Below are 16,547 nucleotides of genomic sequence, written 5' to 3'. Positions count from 1 at the left end.
ACAACGTGTCGATCACCGTCAAGCTGATCAACCCGATCGCGATGGAAGAAGGCCTGCGTTTCGCTATCCGTGAAGGCGGTCGTACCGTCGGCGCCGGCGTGGTTGCAAAGATCCTGAGCGAAGTCGCCGGCAAATAATCCTAGGGGAAAGACCCTGCGGGTCTGTCCCTTCTGGTTATCGCTGATTGCGACACCGTAAAAACAGGCCAGGGGCTTTTGGGTCCCTGGCCTGCAGTTTCATAGTACAATGTCGGTCCCCATATATTGCCGCGCGATAAGTGCGGTTCGCTCTTTAGAGGAAATACCATGTCCGCACCAAACCAGAAAATCCGCATTCGCCTGAAGGCCTTCGATTACAAGCTGATCGACCAGTCGGCACTCGAAATCGTCGAAACCGCCAAGCGCACCGGCGCCGTCGTCAAGGGCCCAGTGCCACTGCCAACGCGTATCCAGCGTTTCGACATCCTGCGTTCGCCGCACGTCAACAAGACGTCGCGCGACCAGTTCGAGATCCGTACCCACCAGCGCCTGATGGACATCGTCGACCCAACGGACAAGACCGTTGACGCGCTGATGAAGCTGGACCTGCCAGCTGGTGTCGACGTCGAAATCAAGCTGCAATAATTGTTGTTCGAATGGCGGCCAGCAGGCCGCCAGCAGAAGCCGGAGCCGTTCATGCGCCTCCGGTTTTTTTTCGCCCGCAGCCCTTGTCTATTTGCCCTTAAGCCCGCTATAATTCGGCCCCTCAGGGCGGTTAGTTCAGCTGGTTAGAATACTTGGTCGACATCCAAGGGGTCGCAGATTCGAATTCTGCACCGCCCACCAGACAAGCAGCAACGTGAACGGCGCAGTCAGCTTTCATGATCAAAGATTGGGATCGGGGCCGGGCCAGTGCGCAGCGATGCGAACTTTCCCGGCCCCGATGCGTTTTGGCTGCCACGGGTATGCTTGCCCGGTGAGCCACCAATCCTACCTGTTCCTCGCCAACGCCGTCCTGGCCCTTCACGCCAGCGTGGTGCTGTTCATCGTTGCCGGCCTGATGCTGGTCCTGCTCGGCGGCAGGCGCAAATGGCAATGGGTGCGCAATGGCACGTTTCGCGTGTTGCACCTGGCCGCCATCGGGTACGTCGTGATGCAATCGTGGCTGGGCATTGTCTGCCCGCTGACCGACCTCGAGCAATGGTTGCGCCAGCGCGCCGGCGCCCCCTTGCATGAAGGTGATTTCATTTCCTTCTGGCTTGGCAAGCTGCTGTTTTACCACGCGCAGCCATGGGTCTTCATCGCAGTGTATTCAGCATTTGCCCTGGCGGTCGTCTATAGCTGGGTGATCGTACGTCCCGGACGCTTGAAACGACGCATTGGCATCGATGTCGCCGGCAGCGCCGGTGTCGGCCCGGTGTTCGTGCGCGAAGTCGAACGGGGCAAGGAAACCGTCCAGTTGGGCAGGGTGATGCAAATACTCGCCGAACTCGGCGTCGAATTGCAGGCCGCCGTGCCGGACGAGGTAAAAGAAACGCTGTCGGCGCTCAAGGCCAAGGGTGTCAAGCCTTTCACGCCACGGAAGAAAACAGCGCCTGCTCCGAAGGCTGTCGCCGGACAGGAAAAACAATGAGCATCCGCCAGCTTCAGGTGCTCGTCAACAATGCACTGGTCGGCACCCTGCGCGACGAAAACGATCTGTGGCAATTCACCTATGCCGAAGGGTGGCGCGAATCGGCGCGCGGCTTCGACCTGTCGCCCGGCTTGTCCCGGAAGACGCAGCACCATGCCGACGGCGCCACGAGCCGTCCGGTCCAGTGATATTTCGATAACCTGCTGCCCGAAGAAGCCCTGCGCACGACGATTGCGAAAGACGCCAAACTGAGCGCGGAAGATGGTTTCGGGCTGCTCGCCTGGTTTGGCGCGGAGTCGGCCGGTTCACTGATACTGCGCGACCCTGGCAATGACGTGCCCGCCGAGGCTGGCGTCAGGGCACTATCGCTACAGGGCCTGGCGCCACGCACGGCGACGCGCGAACTCGACAGCATGCTGGCGGCAATGCCGCGCGAGGCCGGCAAGCTTATCGCCGCCATCGAGGCCGGCCAAGGCGCCATGCTTGCGCATTGCCCCGAGCCTGAAGTGGCGCGACACTTTTTTGCCGGAGAACTGCGCCTGCTGCGCGCCTGATCGTGATTTCCGAGATGTGCGCGCAGGTAGCAGACTAAAGACTAAAGGCTAGTCCTTGGTGCCGGTGGTCCAGCGCAGCCCGAAGCCGAAGCGGCGGTCCATCAACTCGTGCGCGCTTTGCTTGCCTTCCTGCGCAAAATACTCGGCCAGCTTGGTTACTTGCAGTCTGCCGCCGACGTTCTCGATCATCGCGATCGCGCACATCCGCTGGTCGCCGCCCTGATCGAGCCGCACTTCGATCGGCGCCTGCTCGGGCATCTTGATGGTGACCACGCCGTCCGTCGCTGCCCAGTTTGCCGCACCCTTGTAAATGAAGGTGAAGATCAGCGCGCGCTTGATGTCGCTGAAATGGTCGCCATTGATGGTCAGATTTTCGCCGCCGGCGACCTGGCCGGTGCGGTCGTCCCCCTCGAGCTTGATGTAAGGGCGTCGATCGAGCTCGCCCCAGGCGTTGCCGAGCGCCTGCACCAGCCCGGTCTTGCCGTCGGCCATCTCGTACATGCAGCCGAGGTCGAGATCGATGCCGGTGCTGGCCACCGCGCCGGTCAGTTTCGCCAAAAAGCCAATCTTGACCGGTGGCGCCGCCGTGGCGCTGTTCTGGTTCCAGTTCAGGTTGACGTGGATGCGGCCGAAACCCTGGCCGGCGCGCTTGTCGAGCGAGATCTTGTCGCCGCGTTTTTCGAGCGTTACCTTGGACAGCGACACCGGCTTTGCCGCTGGGGTAGCAGCGGGCACGGGCGCAGCCGCCGGGACGGCAGACGGCGCCGCCTCGGCGCCGCCAAAATGCTTGAGCAGCGCCGACAAGCCGCCATTAAAGCCCTGGCCGACCGCACCGAAACGCCAGACGCCATCCTTGCGGTAAACTTCGCCGACGATGACGGCCTTTTCATCCTGGAAGTCGGCGCCCGACCATGCGAAGCGCACCGCGCCGCCCAGGTTCATTGCGCTCTGGCCAACGGCGCGCATGGTGCCGTTGCCGTCGATCGCGGCAACGAACACCAGTTTGGCGACCGAGGCGGGCAGCGCCTCCAGGTTCACCGCGAAGCGCGCCTTGCCGCCAGCGAGATCGAGCTTGACCGCTCCCTCGGGACTGGCCAGCTGGTTGTAGAACACCATGTAGCGCTCGTCCGCCAGCTGGTCGGCACTGTCGACGCCGAAGCAGGATACATCGATCGCCATGCCGGCCGCGGCGATGTCGAGCTCGACGGTGAAGGGCGAGTTGCAGCCGAGGTCGGCCAGTTTTCCTTTTTGTCCACGCGCAAATTCGTTCATGTCAGTCTCCTGGTGAGTTACATTTCGCCCGACGCCGCCGGGCTTGGCACGTCGTGGGGATGGGCGCCGAATACATTCGACTGGTCCACCATGCGCTGGGCCCAAGCGCGGTGGGTCGCGACCTCGCACATTGAATCGTGCATTTTAAACACAGCCGGGGCGTCGACGTCGAGGATCGCCCTGGCTGCCTCGAGGTCGCGCGGCTTGACCCGGTAATGCTGTTCGATCGGCGCAATCTGGGTCGGGTGGATGGCGGTCTTGCCGACCATGCCATAGGCAATGTCTTCGGCCACTTCCTGGTCCAGCAGTTCGGGCAGGTCGAGGTGCTCGAACACCGGCGCCGTCAGCACGAAGCCATAGGGGCGGAAGGTGGTCACCAGGCGCGCGATGACCGGCCCCAGCGGCGTGCGGTAGATCGTCATGCCGCGCGGGCGGCGCAGGCCGAGCAGGGCCAGCAGGTCGTTGCCGCCGATGCGCAGCGCCAGGATGCGGCTACGCACGCCGGGCGCTTCGAGCATCTTGCGAAATTCGCGCATCTCGTCGTCGTTGAACACTTCCGCCGTTTCGAGCGTCGGCATCAACATGTGGTCGGTATCGCGCACCAGCCGGAAATAGGGCTCGAAATTATGCCGTGTCGCCTTCGGGATCACGAAACCGGTCAGCTTGTCGACGCCGGGCATGGCCAGCACGCGCGCCATCACCTCGGGATTGCGCACTCGCACGAAGCGTTCGGTGCGGCGGTCGGCGGACATGTTGGCCAGCACCACCGACAGGTTGAACAGCGCCCAGCTGAGGTCGTGATCGGCGACCGAATCTTCGGTGCAGAAAATCAGTGACCGTGCGTGCCCGATGCGCTCGCCGTCGGCGACCGCCATCAAGTCCTTGTGATTCGCCGGCACGTACAGCGACGCGCCCATCGACTTAGCCATCCAATGCACTCCTGATCAGTGAAACCGCGTGGTAGGGCAGGGCCCGGTCAACCACGATCTGTACGTTCTTCTCTTGCGCCAGCAATGCCAGGTGCGCCACTTCAGGCGCGCCGGCGTCGCGCACGATCAGCAGGCGCGGCGTACGACGCAGCAAGACGCGCGTCGCTTCGCCGATGCCCGGCTTGACCAGGTTGACGTCGCTGATGCCATGTTCTTGTAACGCCGCCATCATGTAGGCGTGCGACACTGCCGCCGCGCTTTCCTTGTCGGACGGTGCGGCGGCCTTGCGCGGCAGCGCGGCCAGCGCCATGGCCTGGCTGGCCAGGTCGTCGGCGAATGCCTGCGACTGGTCGTGCGCTTCGAACTGCTGGTAATACACGCAACCATGGAAATCTGCCGGGCCGATCGCCTCGTTCAGGATCGAACGGCTGATCAGTCCCGACACGGTAGCGTTCAGGATACTCGAAGGAATCAGGTAATCATCGCACGATGCGGCGCACGCGGCGCTGCCGGCCAGGTCGGACAGCACGTACAGGCCGCCGTCGATGGCGGTGCCGTGGCGCTGGTTGAATGCGGCCACCGCGCTGGCCAGTTCGCGCGAGATCACGCCCTTGCCGGTCCAGCCGTCGATAAACACGATCGAGCCGGGCGCATGACCGTGCGCCAGGATGTGTTCCAGCGCGACCTGGTCGATGCCGCGGTCGCGGATGATCGACACCGAATAGTGGCTCGTTGCGCGGTTGAACACGGCCGGCAGCAGCCGGTTCAGCACCACGCCGACGGGCGTGCCGGCGCGCGCCAGCGACACCAGCGTCACCGGTCCGCTGCGCCGCTCGGCGATCAGTGCCGCCAGTGCCAGGCAGTCCGCGGCCATGCGCGCCATGTTGGCATCGCACGCTTCGCGGAACACGCTCAGGTAGCGCGCCGACGGCAGCGCTTCCGGCGACAGCATCTCGCTGTAGTGACGCTGGCCGGACTGGATCAGGTATTCCTTCTCGGCGATGTCGACGAAGCCTTGCAGCGGCAGCGGCTTGAGCAAAAAGCTGACGTCGCCGGCACGGTAACTGCCCGAGAAAGTTTTTTCTAACACCGTCATAGCATTCCCAAGGTCAAGCCGGCCAGCTGGGTGCGGCTCGGCACGATGGCATAGTCGCAGGCTGCCATGAAGCGCGCGTCGGAACGGCTGTCGCCGATGCCGAACGTAATGATATCGCCATGTTCCTGGCGCAATCGCTCGGTGACGTAGGCCACCGCATGCGACTTGTTCAGCGCGGACGGCAAAATCGCCAGGTTGTTGCCGTTGCGGTGGATGAAGTAGTCGCGCCCGCCGGCGTCGAGCCACGGCTGCACGACCTCGCGCTCGATCGGCTCGAGGCGCGCGGCGATTTTTTCCGGGTCCTTGACCACCAGGTAGAACGGCGTGGCGAAATCTTCGATCAGGCGCGCGCGCCCGCCAAAACCGGTGCGGCCGGCCCAGGCGTCGATCAGCGCGGCCAGTTCCTGCAGGCCGGGCAGAGAGGCGTGCATCGCCTGCTGCATCCGCGCCAGCCAGGGCTGGTCGACGCTGCCGCCTGGGTTCAGCACGATGCCGCCGTAGTCGAGCACGGCGTAGCTGGCAAACGACAGGCCGACCCTTTGGTACGCGTTCAGGTTGCGCGCGGTCGCCGGGATCACCGTCATGCCGTCCTGCGCAAAGGCAAAAAAGGCGCGCTGGGCAGCGGTGGAATACGAGATGGGGCTGCCGTCCTTGAGGAACGCGGCCGGCTCCAGCGCATCGCAGGCGCCGCATTTTTCCAGCGACTGGAACAGCGTGTCGTCCAGGTCAGCGAACAGGAATTTCTGAAACTTCTTCAATATGTGTCTCGGTCAGGAAATGGAAAAGGCGCGCGTCGAGCTCGCCTGCAAGCTTGAACAACGCCGGGTTCGGCGCTGTTTCATGGCAAATGAATACGTGGTCGTACTGGCCCGGGCTGACGTTATACAGGAAATTGGCAACACCCTCGCCATAGTTGTCCGGAAAACTTAACGCCGCCGAGACGGCGCCCCAGGTCAGGATCGGCGAACGGGTAGTCGACTGCACCACCACGTCGACGCCGCGCCGTTCCAGCGCCGCGCCCAGCAGGTAGGCAGGATGCATGAATTCGCCGGTGCCCAGCACCAGGACTTTGTCAGCCGCCGCGACCTGCGCCGCCAGGCTGGCGGCCAGCGCTTCGGGCGACGCCAGTGGCCGTTCGAGCCCATAGCGGCCGAAGCCGGCGCTGGCGCCGCGATCGGCGTCCGGGTCGAAACGCTGTGCCTTGGCGCCGGACGGCGCCAGCGGGCCCGCTTCGAACGTGTATTCGCCGCTGACCGGCGCGCCCAACGTCACCGGCAGGCCGAAGCGCCCGGTCAGCGCGGCGGTGGCATCGGCGCCCATGAAATTGGTGATGGTGGCCAGGTGCACCCGCTCGAGCCCGGGATTGAGCTTGCGGCAGGCATTGGCCAGGTTCAGGAACGTGTTGCCGGTGCTGGCCTCGTCGTCGACCAGCACCAGCGCTTTTGCGCCAAGCAGCAAAGCGCGCTCGCGTTCGCCCGGCGGAAGGTGCAGGAACTGGCGCGGCGCGTGGCTGTGCGCCTCCTCGAATTCGATGATTCCAGCGTCGCCCACCCGGTAGCGCGACGTGTGCAGGAACAGCGCGTCCTGCCCCGGGTGGGCGCGCAGCCACGCTTCGAATACGCCCTGGCCGAGGCCAATGGCGGTTTCGGCCATGGCGATGAACACCAGCGGCCCTTGCATGGCCGGCACCGCCGCGGCGAGGCACTGGTGGATGGCTGCCATCATGGACGGGCGCACCGGCCAGTGCTTGCCCAGCACCTTGGACAGGAACAGGAAGCCGCGCTTGGCATTGTCGCGCGCGGCAAAGCCCATGATGTCGTCGAGCGCGAACTGGCTGTCGTGGATCGCCAGCGCGAGCGCGCCGGTCGGCAGCGCTATGCGGTAAACGTCAGGCTGCGCGCTCATGTCAGCTCCGTCGCCGCGCTCAGTTCGGCCACGCGGATGCCGTTGCGCACCGCCGGCACCGCGACCTGGTCGAAGCCGTCGGCAAAGCCTTTTAATGCGATCCAGGGCAGATTGGGGCCGGCCACGCAAGCCATGCCGATGCCGCCCGACATGCGCGGGTTGATTTCCAGCAGCCGCAGTTCGCCCGCACCCTCGCGGAACTGCACGTTGAAGACGCCGTTCAGCTTGTGGGTGCGGGTCAGCCGCGCGGTGGCGTCCAGGATGTCCGCGCGCATGTCGATCAGCTGGCCCTGGCCGGCCTTCATTGGTTTTTTGCGCGCGATGGCGCACACCAGGCGGCCGGCGTCGCCGACGCAGTCGACGCTGTACTCATGGCCGTCGAGGTATTCCATCAGCAGCATGGTGCGAAATTCGCCCAGTTCGCCAATGCCGCGCCGGAAATCGTCCAGGCCGATGTGGTACTCGGCGCCGGCGATCAGCAAGGCGGCGCTGCTGCGCTTTTCGTCGAGGATGGCGAAGCCGAGGCCGAACACCGAGTTCGACGGTTTGACGCATAGTTGCGCATGGCGCGGGCGCAGTTCGGCGTGGCCGGCGTCGAACTGGGCCAGCGTCTCGAACGGCCGGAACTGCGCCACCGGCGCGCCGGGCACATCGGCGGCGGCGTAAAAGCGCGCTTTATCGTGAATCAGTTCGAGCGCGTCCTGCGCGGCAGCGCTGAGCACCCGCGTGCCAAGCGCTGCAAAGCGCGCGTGCAAGCCGGCCAGCGCGGTCGACGCCTTGCCGGGAACAAAAATGTCGACCCGCTGCGTGCGGCAAAAATCGAGGCACCAGTCGATGTAGGCATCTTTGTCGAGCCCGCTAGGCTCTTCATGGAATTCATGCGCCACCCGCGCCGCCGCGGCGTGCGGGTTGGCGTTGCTATAGATAAGATGGAAGCGGCCTTCGACGTCCGCCTCCCGGATCAGGTTGATTGCGGAATACACGGACGAGAATGTCCTGTTGAACCATACGCGCATGGGACCCTTTATGAATGCGAAGTAATTTGAGGCATCGGATCGGGCGACTGCGGCTTGCTGCCGCAGACGCCGATCGCATGCATGTGCTAGCCGCCATTATGACGGTAAACCCAAGCGTCGATCCGCAGCGCACACGAGGCACGGGACCCCATGTCCGCGGGCAGCGCGGCAGCGCGGCAGCTCCGGTCAGGCGTCGACCCCGAACGAGCGCGCGAGGGGGCCGAGGCCGCCCTTGAAGCCCTGGCCGATGGCCCTGAATTTCCACTCCGATCCGGCCCGATACAGCTCGCCGAAAATCATTGCCGTTTCGACCGAACCGTCTTCCGACAGGTCGTAGCGCGCCAGTTCGGCTTCGCCGCTGGCGTTCAGGCAGCGGATGTAGGCCTTGCCGACCATGCCGAAGTTTTGCTTGCGCTGTTCCGCCTCGTGGATCGTGACGCAGAACGCCACCTTGGCGATTTCCGGCGGCACCGCAGCCAGGTCGACGGTAAGCTTTTCGTCGTCGCCTTCGCCGACGCCGGTGGTGTTGTCGCCGGCATGCGTCACCGAGCCGTCGGTCGATTTCAGGTTGTTGTAAAAGATGAAGTCGGTGTCGGCCCGTACCTTGGCGTCGGACTTGAGCATGAATGCGCTGCCGTCCAGGTCGAACGTGGCGCCATCGGTGGAGCGCGGATCCCAGCCAAGCCCGATGATCACCTTGGTGAGGCCGGGCGCTTCTTTACTCAAGTTGACGTTGCCGCCTTTTTGCAGACTGATTGCCATGGATAACTCCTCATGTGGTTGACGATCACGATAGTGCTTTTACCAATAATATAGGCAATAACTATTTTGATGTACAGCGACCGCGGAAAAATAGTCGCCGGATACGGTTGCCCCCCGGGGCGTGACCGAGCGCTGTCGCATCCGGCTGCGACAGCGCGCCATACCCCTAACTAATCTGTTGCGTCAAGCCTTTTTAGGCGTTATACTTGCCGGCTTCGGTATGGATTCGTCTTTGTTGAATCCGTCCTTTACTTGGTAGTTAAACAGTTAGCCCCGCCCAATCGCAGGTGGGGCATGGAGAAAAAATGAGCCTGGGCCTTCTCGGTCGCAAGGTTGGTATGATGCGCATTTTCACGGATGAAGGGGACTCGATCCCGGTTACCGTGTTGGACGTATCGAACAACCGTGTTGCGCAAATCAAAACTCCTGAAACAGATGGTTACGCCGCTGTTCAGGTCGCATTCGGTCAACGTCGCGCTTCCCGCGTGACCAAGGCAGTTGCGGGTCATCACGCCAAAGCTGGCGTTGAAGCCGGTACGATGCTGAAGGAATTCCGCGTCGATGCCGCAAAAGCTGCCGAACTGAAAGCTGGCGACGTTGTCCCAGCTTCGCTGTTCGAAGTCGGTCAAAAGATCGACGTGCAAGGTGTCACGATTGGTAAGGGTTACGCCGGCGTCATCAAGCGTTATCACTTCTCTTCCGGTCGCGCGACCCACGGTAACTCCCGTTCGCACAACGTACCAGGCTCGATCGGTATGGCGCAGGATCCAGGTCGCGTTTTCCCTGGTAAGCGCATGACCGGACACCTCGGTGACGTCAACCGTACTGTACAAAATCTCGTAGTCGCCCGTATCGATGCCGACCGTCAGCTGTTGCTGGTCAAAGGCGCGATTCCAGGTGCGAAAAATGGCCAGGTGATCGTTTCGCCAGCTGTTAAATCCAAAGCACAGAAGGGAGCTTAATTATGGAACTCAAGCTTCTCAATGAGCAAGGACTTGTCGCAGGTTCGAACGTCGCTGCAGCCGATACCGTATTTGGTCGCGACTACAACGAAGCACTGATTCACCAAATCGTCGTCGCCTACGCCGCTAACGCGCGTTCGGGTAACCGCAAGCAGAAAGACCGTGAAGAAGTCCACCACACGACCAAAAAGCCATGGCGCCAAAAAGGCACTGGCCGCGCTCGTGCCGGTATGTCGTCGTCGCCACTGTGGCGCGGCGGCGGACGCATCTTCCCGAACTCGCCTGACGAGAACTTCACCCACAAGGTGAACAAGAAGATGTATCGCGCAGGTATCTGCTCGATCTTGTCCCAGCTGGCGCGCGAAGAGCGCCTGGTCGTGGTCGAGACCTTGAGCATTGATGCTCCGAAGACCAAGCTGCTGTCGCAAAAACTGCAGGGCATGGGTCTGGAGTCGGTCATGATCATCACCGACACGATCGAAGAAAACCTGTTGTTGGCATCGCGTAACCTGCCGCACGTGCTCGTCGTCGAGCCGAAGCATGCAGATCCGATGTCGCTGGTGTTCTACAAAAAAATCGTGGTCACCAAAGCAGCGCTGGCCATGATCGAGGAGATGTTCGCATGAGCGGCGTAATGAAATTTTCCGAAGAGCGCCTGATGAAGGTGCTCCAGGCGCCGATCATTTCCGAGAAGGCCACCATGGTCGCGGAAAAGAACGAGCAGATCGTGTTCCGCGTATTGCCGGATGCGACCAAGCCTGAAATCAAGGCAGCCGTTGAACTGTTGTTCAAGGTTGAAGTCCTGTCCGTGCAGACAGCCAATCGCCAGGGTAAGCAGAAGCGTTCGGGCCGATTCAATGGCCGTCGCAACCATACCAAGCGTGCTTTCGTGTGCCTGAAGCCTGGCCAGGAAATCAACTTCTCCGAGGAGGCTAAATAATGGCACTCGTAAAGATGAAACCAACCTCACCAGGCCGTCGCGGCATGGTGAAGGTGGTGAACCCCGACCTGTACAAAGGTCGTCCGTTTGCTGCCCTGGTTGAAAAGAAATCGAAGACTGCTGGTCGTAACAACAACGGTCACATCACCACCCGCCACATCGGCGGCGGTCACAAGCAGCACTATCGCCTGATCGACTTCAAGCGCCAGAAGGATGGTATTCCGGCGAAGGTCGAGCGGATCGAATACGATCCAAACCGTACCGCCAACATCGCCCTGCTGTGCTATGCAGACGGTGAGCGCCAGTACATCATCGCCACCAAAGGCATGGCCATTGGTGACTCGGTGATGAACGGTTCGGAAGCGCCGATCAAGTCGGGCAACTGCCTGCCAATCCGCAACATCCCGGTCGGTACCGTGATGCACTGTGTCGAAATGCTGCCAGGTAAGGGTGCCCAGATGGCCCGTACCGCCGGCGCCGGCGTCGTGCTGATGGCCCGCGAAGGCACCTACGCCCAGGTCCGCCTGCGCTCGGGTGAAGTGCGCCGCGTCCACATCGAATGCCGTGCAACGGTAGGCGAAGTCGGTAACGCCGAGCACAGCCTGCGCAAGATCGGTAAAGCTGGCGCGATGCGCTGGCGCGGTGTTCGTCCTACCGTTCGCGGTGTGGTCATGAACCCGGTCGATCACCCGCACGGTGGTGGTGAAGGTAAAACCGCAGCTGGTCGTCATCCAGTGTCGCCTTGGGGCCAACAGACGAAGGGTAAGAAGACGCGCCGTAACAAGCGTACGACTTCGATGATCGTCTCGCGCCGCGGCAAGAAATAAGGATAAGACATGACACGTTCATTGAAAAAAGGGCCGTTTCAGGACGCCCACCTGGTGAAAAAAGTCGAAGCCGCGCAAGCGATCAAAGACAAGAAGCCAGTCAAAACCTGGTCGCGCCGTTCGACGATCTCGCCAGACTTCATCGGCCTGACGATCGCAGTCCACAACGGCAAGCTCCACGTGCCGGTGTATATCTCCGAGAACATGGTTGGTCACAAGCTCGGCGAATTCGCACTGACCCGCACGTTCAAGGGCCATGCCGCTGACAAGAAGGCGAAGAAATAATGGAAACCAAAGCTATCCTCAAAGGTGTGCGCCTGTCGGACCAAAAGGGCCGCCTGGTTGCTGATCTGATCCGCGGCAAGAAAGTCGGCGCAGCACTCGACATTCTGCAATTCAGCCCGAAAAAAGGTGCAACCATCATCAAGAAAGTGCTCGAGTCCGCAATTGCGAACGCCGAACACAATGATGGCGCCGACATCGACGAGTTGAAGATCGTTCAGATCTACGTTGAAAAGGGCCCGATCCTGAAGCGCTTCACTGCACGCGCTAAGGGCCGGGGCGATCGTATCTCGAAACAATCCTGTCACATCTACGTGACTGTCGGAAACTAAGGGGTCACGATGGGACAGAAGATTCATCCAACAGGCTTTCGCCTGTCAGTAACCCGTAACTGGGCGTCGCGTTGGTACGCGGGCAATGGTAACTTTGCCCAAATGCTCAACGAAGACCTCGCAGCACGTGCTTATCTGAAAAAGAAACTGAAGAACGCTTCGGTCGGCCGCATCGTCATCGAGCGTCCTGCCAAGAACGCGCGCTTCACGATCTACAGCTCGCGTCCGGGCGTGGTCATTGGTAAAAAAGGCGAGGACATCGAAGTACTGAAGACCGCGCTGACCAAGATCATGGGCGTTCCTGTACACGTCAATATCGAAGAAATCCGCAAGCCGGAAATCGACTCGCAGCTGATCGCGGACTCGATCTCCCAGCAGCTGGAAAAACGGATCATGTTCCGCCGCGCCATGAAGCGTGCAATGCAAAATGCAATGCGCCTCGGTGCTCTCGGTATCAAGATCATGTCTTCCGGTCGTCTGAACGGCATCGAGATCGCGCGTAAAGAATGGTACCGCGAAGGCCGCGTGCCTCTGCATACCCTGCGCGCCGATATCGACTACGGCACCAGCGAAGCGGCAACGACCTACGGCATCATCGGCGTCAAGGTCTGGGTCTACAAGGGTGACCGCGCGCCAAACGGCGACGCACCAGTCATCGATACCCCGGCTGACGACAAGAAAAGCCGCGGCCCACGCCGTGACGATGGCAAACCAGCTGGCCGTCCGCGTCCGCCTGGCGCCCCTGCCGGCCGTCCATCCACCACTGGCGCACCGGTTGTGCGTGCCCGTCCTGCTGTCAAGCTGGCACCGGCCGTCGCCGCTGCCGCCCCAGCCCCCGCTGAGAAAGCAGGAGAATAACCATGCTGCAACCAGCACGCAGGAAGTATCGTAAAGAGCAGAAAGGCCGTAACACCGGCATTTCGCATTCACGCGGCACCGCTGTCTCGTTCGGTGAATTCGGTCTGAAGGCAATTGCCCGCGGCCGTATCACAGCACGTCAGATCGAAGCAGCACGTCGTGCCATGACCCGTCACATCAAACGCGGTGGTCGTATTTGGATCCGGATTTTCCCGGACAAGCCAATTTCGAACAAGCCAGCTGAAGTTCGTATGGGTAACGGTAAAGGTAACCCGGAGTACTACGTCGCTGAGATTCAGCCAGGCAAGGTACTGTACGAAATGGACGGCGTCGATGAGACGTTGGCCCGGGAAGCGTTCCGTCTGGCCGCCGCCAAACTGCCACTGGCGACGACGTTTGTCATCCGCCAAGTCGGCCAATAAAAGGAGTTGTATATGAAAGCAACAGAACTCCGCGGCAAAGACCAGGCAGCTCTCCAGACAGAGCTGAATGATTTGTTGAAGGCCCAGTTCGGCATGCGCATGCAAATCGCTACGCAGCAGCTGAGCAATACTTCGCAACTCAAGAAGGTACGCCGCGATATCGCGCGTGTGAAGACAGTGATGAACTCGAAGGATGCCAAATGACCGACACAACAACTGCTAAAGTGGCGCTGAAGCGCACGCTGGTCGGCAAAGTGGTGTCCGACAAGATGGACAAGACGGTTACCGTCTTGATCGAACGTCACGTCAAGCACCCGCTGTACGGCAAGATCATCATGCGCTCGAACAAGTATCACGCGCATGACGAGACCAACTCGGTCAAGACGGGTGATACCGTCGAGATCCAGGAAGGTCGCCCGATCTCCAAGACCAAAGCCTGGACGGTTACCAAAGTTGTGCAAGCAGCTGTCGTAATCTAAAGCTTGGCAAAGCAGGGGAAAGGACCAGTCGCCTGGCGGCTGGCCCGACCCCCCCGCTAATCTGAAGAGCCCGGCCGGCGCCCTCCGTTGTATAAGGGGCGTGGGGCAGGGCGATTCACCATTTAGTTCTTGCGGGCCCGCCAGTGTTATGCGATACTAGCGGGCTTCGTTCATGTGTTGCCGCAAAATTAGTCACCCCGGTGGCTGCGGTCCTGAAACGAGAGTTTTTGGAAAGTCCATCACCCAATCGGTGGCTCCAGCAGGAGCTACTGGCGGGACCAAGACTGACCGCAGGCCCACATTGTGGGAATTCTTCGGCTTAAGTTGGGAAAGAGAATACTATGATTCAAACTGAAAGCCGGCTGGAAGTGGCCGACAATACCGGTGCCAAAGAAGTAATGTGCATCAAGGTATTGGGCGGTTCCAAGCGCCGTTATGCTGGCATTGGCGACGTGATCAAGGTGACCATCAAGGTTGCTGCGCCACGCGGCCGTGTCAAAAAAGGCGAAATTTATAACGCCGTGGTGGTGCGTACTGCTAAAGGTGTGCGCCGCCAAGATGGTTCCCTGGTGAAGTTCGACAGCAATGCTGCCGTCCTGCTCAACGCCAAGTTGGAGCCGATCGGTACCCGTATTTTTGGACCAGTCACGCGCGAACTGCGCACTGAGAAGTTCATGAAAATCGTGTCCCTGGCACCTGAAGTCCTGTAAGGAGTCGTAATGGATAAGATTCGTAAAAACGACGAAGTCATCGTTCTGACCGGAAAAGACAAGGGCAAGCGCGGCGTTGTTCAGCAACGTATCGATGCTGAGCATGTCGTGGTTGAGGGCGTCAACGTCGCTAAAAAAGCGACCAAGCCGAACCCGATGACCGGTGTAACTGGTGGTATCGTCGATAAGACAATGCCGATTCACGTGTCCAACGTTGCATTGTTTAATGCAGCGACTGGCAAGGCAGACCGCGTAAGCTTCAAAGACGTCGACGGCAAGAAAGTCCGTGTTTTTGTGTCTTCCGGCGAAGTAGTGAAGGTTTAATCATGGCCCGTCTCCAAGCATTTTACAAAGATAAGGTCGTTGCCGACCTGGTAACCAAATTTGGCTACAAATCGGCAATGGAAGTGCCGCGCCTGACCAAGATCACCCTGAACATGGGCCTTGGCGAAGCAATCGCGGACAAGAAAGTCATCGAGCACGCTGTCGGCGACATGACCAAGATCGCTGGCCAGAAGCCGGTCACGACCAAGGCACGCAAGGCAATCGCGGGCTTCAAGATTCGCGAAGGTTACCCGATCGGTGCGATGGTCACGCTGCGTGGCGCCCGCATGTACGAGTTCCTCGACCGTTTCATCACCGTGGCCCTGCCGCGCGTGCGCGACTTCCGTGGTGTCAATGGCCGTTCGTTCGATGGTCGCGGCAACTACAACATCGGCGTCAAGGAACAGATCATCTTCCCTGAAATCGAGTACGACAAGATTGACGCGCTGCGTGGTTTGAATATCAGCATCACGACAACCGCCAAGACCGACGACGAAGCGAAAGCTCTGCTCGCCGCCTTTAAATTTCCGTTCAGAAACTGAGATCATGGCAAAACTATCCCTGATTAACCGCGAACAGAAGCGTGCAGACCTGGTGGAGAAATTCGCCCCGAAGCGTGCCGCTCTGAAAGCCATCATCGATGATCAGTCGAAGACGGAAGAAGAACGTTATGAAGCCCGTTTGAAGTTGCAGGCATTGCCGCGCAACTCGGCACCGACCCGCCAGCGTAACCGCTGCGCGATCACCGGTCGCCCACGCGGCACATTCCGTAAATTCGGTCTGGCGCGTACCAAGCTCCGTGAATTCGCCATGCGTGGTGAAATTCCGGGTATGACTAAAGCAAGCTGGTAATAGGAGAATATGCAATGAGTATGAGCGATCCTATCGCCGATATGCTGACCCGCATTCGCAACGCCCAAGGCGTACAGAAGACGACCGTGGCAATGCCGTCGTCGAAAGTCAAAGTGGCGATTGCCAACGTCCTCAAGGACGAGGGTTACATTGAAGATTTCGCTATCACCGAAGCCGGTGGTAAAGCGGAACTGAAAATCGGTTTGAAGTATTACGCTGGCCGTCCGGTCATCGAGCGCCTCGATCGCGTGTCCCGTCCGGGTCTGCGCGTCTACAAGGGCAAAGATGATATCCCTACAGTCATGAATGGCTTGGGCGTGGCGATTGTGTCGACCCCGCAAGGCGTCATGACTGACCGCAAAGCGCGCGCCACCGGTGTCGGCGGCGAAGTTATTTGCTACGTGGCTTAAGGAG

General features: G+C 60.6%; 26 protein-coding genes, 1 tRNA gene and 1 pseudogene. 21 read left to right on the top strand and 7 right to left on the bottom strand.

From position 1 onward, the window contains the following. The 6 genes and pseudogenes from CR103_RS14885 to CR103_RS23440 all read left to right on the top strand — a co-directional run. The coding region (locus CR103_RS14885; protein WP_502510952.1) for an EF-Tu C-terminal domain-related protein at positions 1-137 on the top strand (137 nt) is incomplete at its 5' end. A 168-nt stretch (positions 138-305) separates the two neighbouring features. Then, positions 306-623, top strand: coding sequence for a 30S ribosomal protein S10 (gene rpsJ / locus CR103_RS14880; protein ID WP_099789501.1), 318 nt, complete (start codon positions 306-308; stop codon positions 621-623). Between the two features lie 124 nt (positions 624-747). After that, a tRNA-Val gene (locus CR103_RS14875) sits at positions 748-824 on the top strand. Between the two features lie 130 nt (positions 825-954). Further along, the gene (locus tag CR103_RS14870) at positions 955-1,611 is read left to right on the top strand and encodes a DUF2784 family protein (protein WP_229443123.1); all 657 of its coding nucleotides are present in this window, start codon (positions 955-957) and stop codon (positions 1,609-1,611) included. Beyond that, positions 1,608-1,913 (top strand): annotated as a pseudogene (locus CR103_RS24165) (HipA N-terminal domain-containing protein); the annotation flags it as partial. The gene CR103_RS14870 and the pseudogene CR103_RS24165, both read left to right, overlap by 4 nt. A 33-nt stretch (positions 1,914-1,946) precedes the next feature. Further along, on the top strand, positions 1,947-2,165 hold the full coding sequence (locus CR103_RS23440) for a hypothetical protein (protein WP_229443122.1): 219 nt from the start codon (positions 1,947-1,949) through the stop codon (positions 2,163-2,165). A 48-nt stretch (positions 2,166-2,213) separates the two neighbouring features. Here CR103_RS23440 and CR103_RS14855 read toward each other — a convergent pair whose 3' ends face one another. The 7 genes from CR103_RS14855 to CR103_RS14825 all read right to left on the bottom strand — a co-directional run bounded on the left by CR103_RS14855 (position 2,214) and on the right by CR103_RS14825 (position 9,145). Further along, complete coding sequence (locus CR103_RS14855; protein ID WP_099916746.1) at positions 2,214-3,437, bottom strand: TerD family protein; 1,224 nt, start codon at positions 3,435-3,437, stop codon at positions 2,214-2,216. Between the two features lie 17 nt (positions 3,438-3,454). Beyond that, positions 3,455-4,366 (bottom strand): HpcH/HpaI aldolase/citrate lyase family protein, encoded by a 912-nt coding sequence (locus tag CR103_RS14850; protein WP_099916745.1) that lies wholly within the window; start codon positions 4,364-4,366, stop codon positions 3,455-3,457. Next, positions 4,359-5,462 (bottom strand): cysteine protease StiP family protein, encoded by a 1,104-nt coding sequence (locus tag CR103_RS14845; RefSeq protein ID WP_099916744.1) that lies wholly within the window; start codon positions 5,460-5,462, stop codon positions 4,359-4,361. The genes CR103_RS14850 and CR103_RS14845 overlap by 8 nt, the downstream gene beginning before the upstream one ends. Next, a complete protein-coding gene (locus CR103_RS14840) occupies positions 5,459-6,220 on the bottom strand; it encodes a hypothetical protein (protein ID WP_099916743.1) in 762 nt (253 codons plus the stop codon). The genes CR103_RS14845 and CR103_RS14840 overlap by 4 nt, the downstream gene beginning before the upstream one ends. Continuing rightward, positions 6,189-7,367, bottom strand: coding sequence for a phosphoribosyltransferase domain-containing protein (locus tag CR103_RS14835; protein ID WP_099916742.1), 1,179 nt, complete (start codon positions 7,365-7,367; stop codon positions 6,189-6,191). The genes CR103_RS14840 and CR103_RS14835 overlap by 32 nt, the downstream gene beginning before the upstream one ends. Continuing rightward, positions 7,364-8,383, bottom strand: a complete 1,020-nt coding sequence (locus tag CR103_RS14830) for an ATP-grasp domain-containing protein (RefSeq protein WP_099916741.1) — start codon at positions 8,381-8,383, stop codon at positions 7,364-7,366. Before CR103_RS14830 ends, CR103_RS14835 begins: the two co-directional genes overlap by 4 nt. Before the next feature lie 186 nt (positions 8,384-8,569). Next, complete coding sequence (locus tag CR103_RS14825) at positions 8,570-9,145, bottom strand: TerD family protein (RefSeq protein WP_099916740.1); 576 nt, start codon at positions 9,143-9,145, stop codon at positions 8,570-8,572. Positions 9,146-9,450: 305 nt separating this feature from the next. On the opposite strand from CR103_RS14825, the gene rplC reads away from it, so the two are divergent. From rplC to rpsH, 15 genes are all read left to right on the top strand, one after another. After that, the gene (gene rplC, locus CR103_RS14820; RefSeq protein ID WP_099916739.1) at positions 9,451-10,107 is read left to right on the top strand and encodes a 50S ribosomal protein L3; all 657 of its coding nucleotides are present in this window, start codon (positions 9,451-9,453) and stop codon (positions 10,105-10,107) included. A gap of 2 nt (positions 10,108-10,109) precedes the next feature. Further along, entirely contained in the window at positions 10,110-10,733 is a 624-nt protein-coding gene (rplD, locus tag CR103_RS14815) for a 50S ribosomal protein L4 (protein WP_099916738.1), read from the top strand. After that, positions 10,730-11,047 (top strand): 50S ribosomal protein L23, encoded by a 318-nt coding sequence (gene rplW, locus CR103_RS14810; RefSeq protein WP_099916737.1) that lies wholly within the window; start codon positions 10,730-10,732, stop codon positions 11,045-11,047. Before rplD ends, rplW begins: the two co-directional genes overlap by 4 nt. Next, positions 11,047-11,874 carry a 50S ribosomal protein L2 gene (gene rplB, locus CR103_RS14805; protein ID WP_099916736.1) on the top strand — a complete coding sequence of 276 codons (828 nt, stop codon included), beginning with the start codon at positions 11,047-11,049 and terminating at the stop codon, positions 11,872-11,874. The genes rplW and rplB overlap by 1 nt, the downstream gene beginning before the upstream one ends. 9 nt (positions 11,875-11,883) lie before the next feature. After that, positions 11,884-12,159, top strand: coding sequence for a 30S ribosomal protein S19 (gene rpsS, locus CR103_RS14800; protein ID WP_099916735.1), 276 nt, complete (start codon positions 11,884-11,886; stop codon positions 12,157-12,159). Next, the gene (gene rplV / locus CR103_RS14795) at positions 12,156-12,488 is read left to right on the top strand and encodes a 50S ribosomal protein L22 (RefSeq protein ID WP_180279404.1); all 333 of its coding nucleotides are present in this window, start codon (positions 12,156-12,158) and stop codon (positions 12,486-12,488) included. The genes rpsS and rplV overlap by 4 nt, the downstream gene beginning before the upstream one ends. A gap of 9 nt (positions 12,489-12,497) precedes the next feature. Further along, the gene (rpsC, locus tag CR103_RS14790; protein ID WP_099916734.1) at positions 12,498-13,346 is read left to right on the top strand and encodes a 30S ribosomal protein S3; all 849 of its coding nucleotides are present in this window, start codon (positions 12,498-12,500) and stop codon (positions 13,344-13,346) included. A gap of 2 nt (positions 13,347-13,348) precedes the next feature. Beyond that, positions 13,349-13,768, top strand: a complete 420-nt coding sequence (gene rplP, locus CR103_RS14785) for a 50S ribosomal protein L16 (protein ID WP_099916733.1) — start codon at positions 13,349-13,351, stop codon at positions 13,766-13,768. A gap of 12 nt (positions 13,769-13,780) precedes the next feature. Continuing rightward, positions 13,781-13,972 (top strand): 50S ribosomal protein L29, encoded by a 192-nt coding sequence (gene rpmC, locus CR103_RS14780; protein ID WP_099916732.1) that lies wholly within the window; start codon positions 13,781-13,783, stop codon positions 13,970-13,972. Then, positions 13,969-14,247 (top strand): 30S ribosomal protein S17, encoded by a 279-nt coding sequence (rpsQ, locus tag CR103_RS14775; RefSeq protein WP_099916731.1) that lies wholly within the window; start codon positions 13,969-13,971, stop codon positions 14,245-14,247. Before rpmC ends, rpsQ begins: the two co-directional genes overlap by 4 nt. Before the next feature lie 341 nt (positions 14,248-14,588). Further along, positions 14,589-14,957: a 50S ribosomal protein L14 gene (gene rplN, locus CR103_RS14770; protein ID WP_099916730.1), complete on the top strand. Its 369-nt coding sequence runs from the start codon at positions 14,589-14,591 to the stop codon at positions 14,955-14,957. Between the two features lie 9 nt (positions 14,958-14,966). Continuing rightward, a complete protein-coding gene (gene rplX, locus CR103_RS14765) occupies positions 14,967-15,281 on the top strand; it encodes a 50S ribosomal protein L24 (protein ID WP_099916729.1) in 315 nt (104 codons plus the stop codon). Positions 15,282-15,283: 2 nt separating this feature from the next. Continuing rightward, on the top strand, positions 15,284-15,823 hold the full coding sequence (gene rplE / locus CR103_RS14760; RefSeq protein WP_099916728.1) for a 50S ribosomal protein L5: 540 nt from the start codon (positions 15,284-15,286) through the stop codon (positions 15,821-15,823). 4 nt (positions 15,824-15,827) lie between these two features. Next, positions 15,828-16,133, top strand: coding sequence for a 30S ribosomal protein S14 (gene rpsN, locus CR103_RS14755; RefSeq protein ID WP_099916727.1), 306 nt, complete (start codon positions 15,828-15,830; stop codon positions 16,131-16,133). Between the two features lie 14 nt (positions 16,134-16,147). After that, positions 16,148-16,543, top strand: coding sequence for a 30S ribosomal protein S8 (rpsH, locus tag CR103_RS14750; RefSeq protein WP_099916726.1), 396 nt, complete (start codon positions 16,148-16,150; stop codon positions 16,541-16,543). Positions 16,544-16,547: the final 4 nt, after the last annotated feature.

Source organism: Massilia psychrophila (genome assembly GCF_002760665.1).
In the GTDB taxonomy this organism is placed as follows: Bacteria; Pseudomonadota; Gammaproteobacteria; order Burkholderiales; family Burkholderiaceae_D; genus JAFCUW01.
This window is presented reverse-complemented; position numbering and strand designations above follow the sequence as displayed.

What these genes read in the sequence shown, in the direction of transcription:
- CR103_RS14835 (WP_099916742.1), bottom strand. Translation starts at nt 7,367, where the DNA reads ATGAGCGCGCAGCCTGACGTTTACCGCATAGCGCTGCCGACCGGCGCG.
- rplD (WP_099916738.1), top strand. Translation starts at nt 10,110, where the DNA reads ATGGAACTCAAGCTTCTCAATGAGCAAGGACTTGTCGCAGGTTCGAAC.
- rplB (WP_099916736.1), top strand. Translation starts at nt 11,047, where the DNA reads ATGGCACTCGTAAAGATGAAACCAACCTCACCAGGCCGTCGCGGCATG.
- rplP (WP_099916733.1), top strand. Translation starts at nt 13,349, where the DNA reads ATGCTGCAACCAGCACGCAGGAAGTATCGTAAAGAGCAGAAAGGCCGT.
- rplX (WP_099916729.1), top strand. Translation starts at nt 14,967, where the DNA reads ATGGATAAGATTCGTAAAAACGACGAAGTCATCGTTCTGACCGGAAAA.
- CR103_RS14845 (WP_099916744.1), bottom strand. Translation starts at nt 5,462, where the DNA reads ATGACGGTGTTAGAAAAAACTTTCTCGGGCAGTTACCGTGCCGGCGAC.
- rpsN (WP_099916727.1), top strand. Translation starts at nt 15,828, where the DNA reads ATGGCAAAACTATCCCTGATTAACCGCGAACAGAAGCGTGCAGACCTG.
- rpsH (WP_099916726.1), top strand. Translation starts at nt 16,148, where the DNA reads ATGAGTATGAGCGATCCTATCGCCGATATGCTGACCCGCATTCGCAAC.
- CR103_RS14850 (WP_099916745.1), bottom strand. Translation starts at nt 4,366, where the DNA reads ATGGCTAAGTCGATGGGCGCGTCGCTGTACGTGCCGGCGAATCACAAG.
- rplN (WP_099916730.1), top strand. Translation starts at nt 14,589, where the DNA reads ATGATTCAAACTGAAAGCCGGCTGGAAGTGGCCGACAATACCGGTGCC.
- rpmC (WP_099916732.1), top strand. Translation starts at nt 13,781, where the DNA reads ATGAAAGCAACAGAACTCCGCGGCAAAGACCAGGCAGCTCTCCAGACA.
- rpsQ (WP_099916731.1), top strand. Translation starts at nt 13,969, where the DNA reads ATGACCGACACAACAACTGCTAAAGTGGCGCTGAAGCGCACGCTGGTC.
- rpsS (WP_099916735.1), top strand. Translation starts at nt 11,884, where the DNA reads ATGACACGTTCATTGAAAAAAGGGCCGTTTCAGGACGCCCACCTGGTG.
- rpsC (WP_099916734.1), top strand. Translation starts at nt 12,498, where the DNA reads ATGGGACAGAAGATTCATCCAACAGGCTTTCGCCTGTCAGTAACCCGT.
- rpsJ (WP_099789501.1), top strand. Translation starts at nt 306, where the DNA reads ATGTCCGCACCAAACCAGAAAATCCGCATTCGCCTGAAGGCCTTCGAT.
- CR103_RS14825 (WP_099916740.1), bottom strand. Translation starts at nt 9,145, where the DNA reads ATGGCAATCAGTCTGCAAAAAGGCGGCAACGTCAACTTGAGTAAAGAA.
- rplW (WP_099916737.1), top strand. Translation starts at nt 10,730, where the DNA reads ATGAGCGGCGTAATGAAATTTTCCGAAGAGCGCCTGATGAAGGTGCTC.
- CR103_RS14830 (WP_099916741.1), bottom strand. Translation starts at nt 8,383, where the DNA reads ATGCGCGTATGGTTCAACAGGACATTCTCGTCCGTGTATTCCGCAATC.
- CR103_RS14855 (WP_099916746.1), bottom strand. Translation starts at nt 3,437, where the DNA reads ATGAACGAATTTGCGCGTGGACAAAAAGGAAAACTGGCCGACCTCGGC.
- rplE (WP_099916728.1), top strand. Translation starts at nt 15,284, where the DNA reads ATGGCCCGTCTCCAAGCATTTTACAAAGATAAGGTCGTTGCCGACCTG.
- rplC (WP_099916739.1), top strand. Translation starts at nt 9,451, where the DNA reads ATGAGCCTGGGCCTTCTCGGTCGCAAGGTTGGTATGATGCGCATTTTC.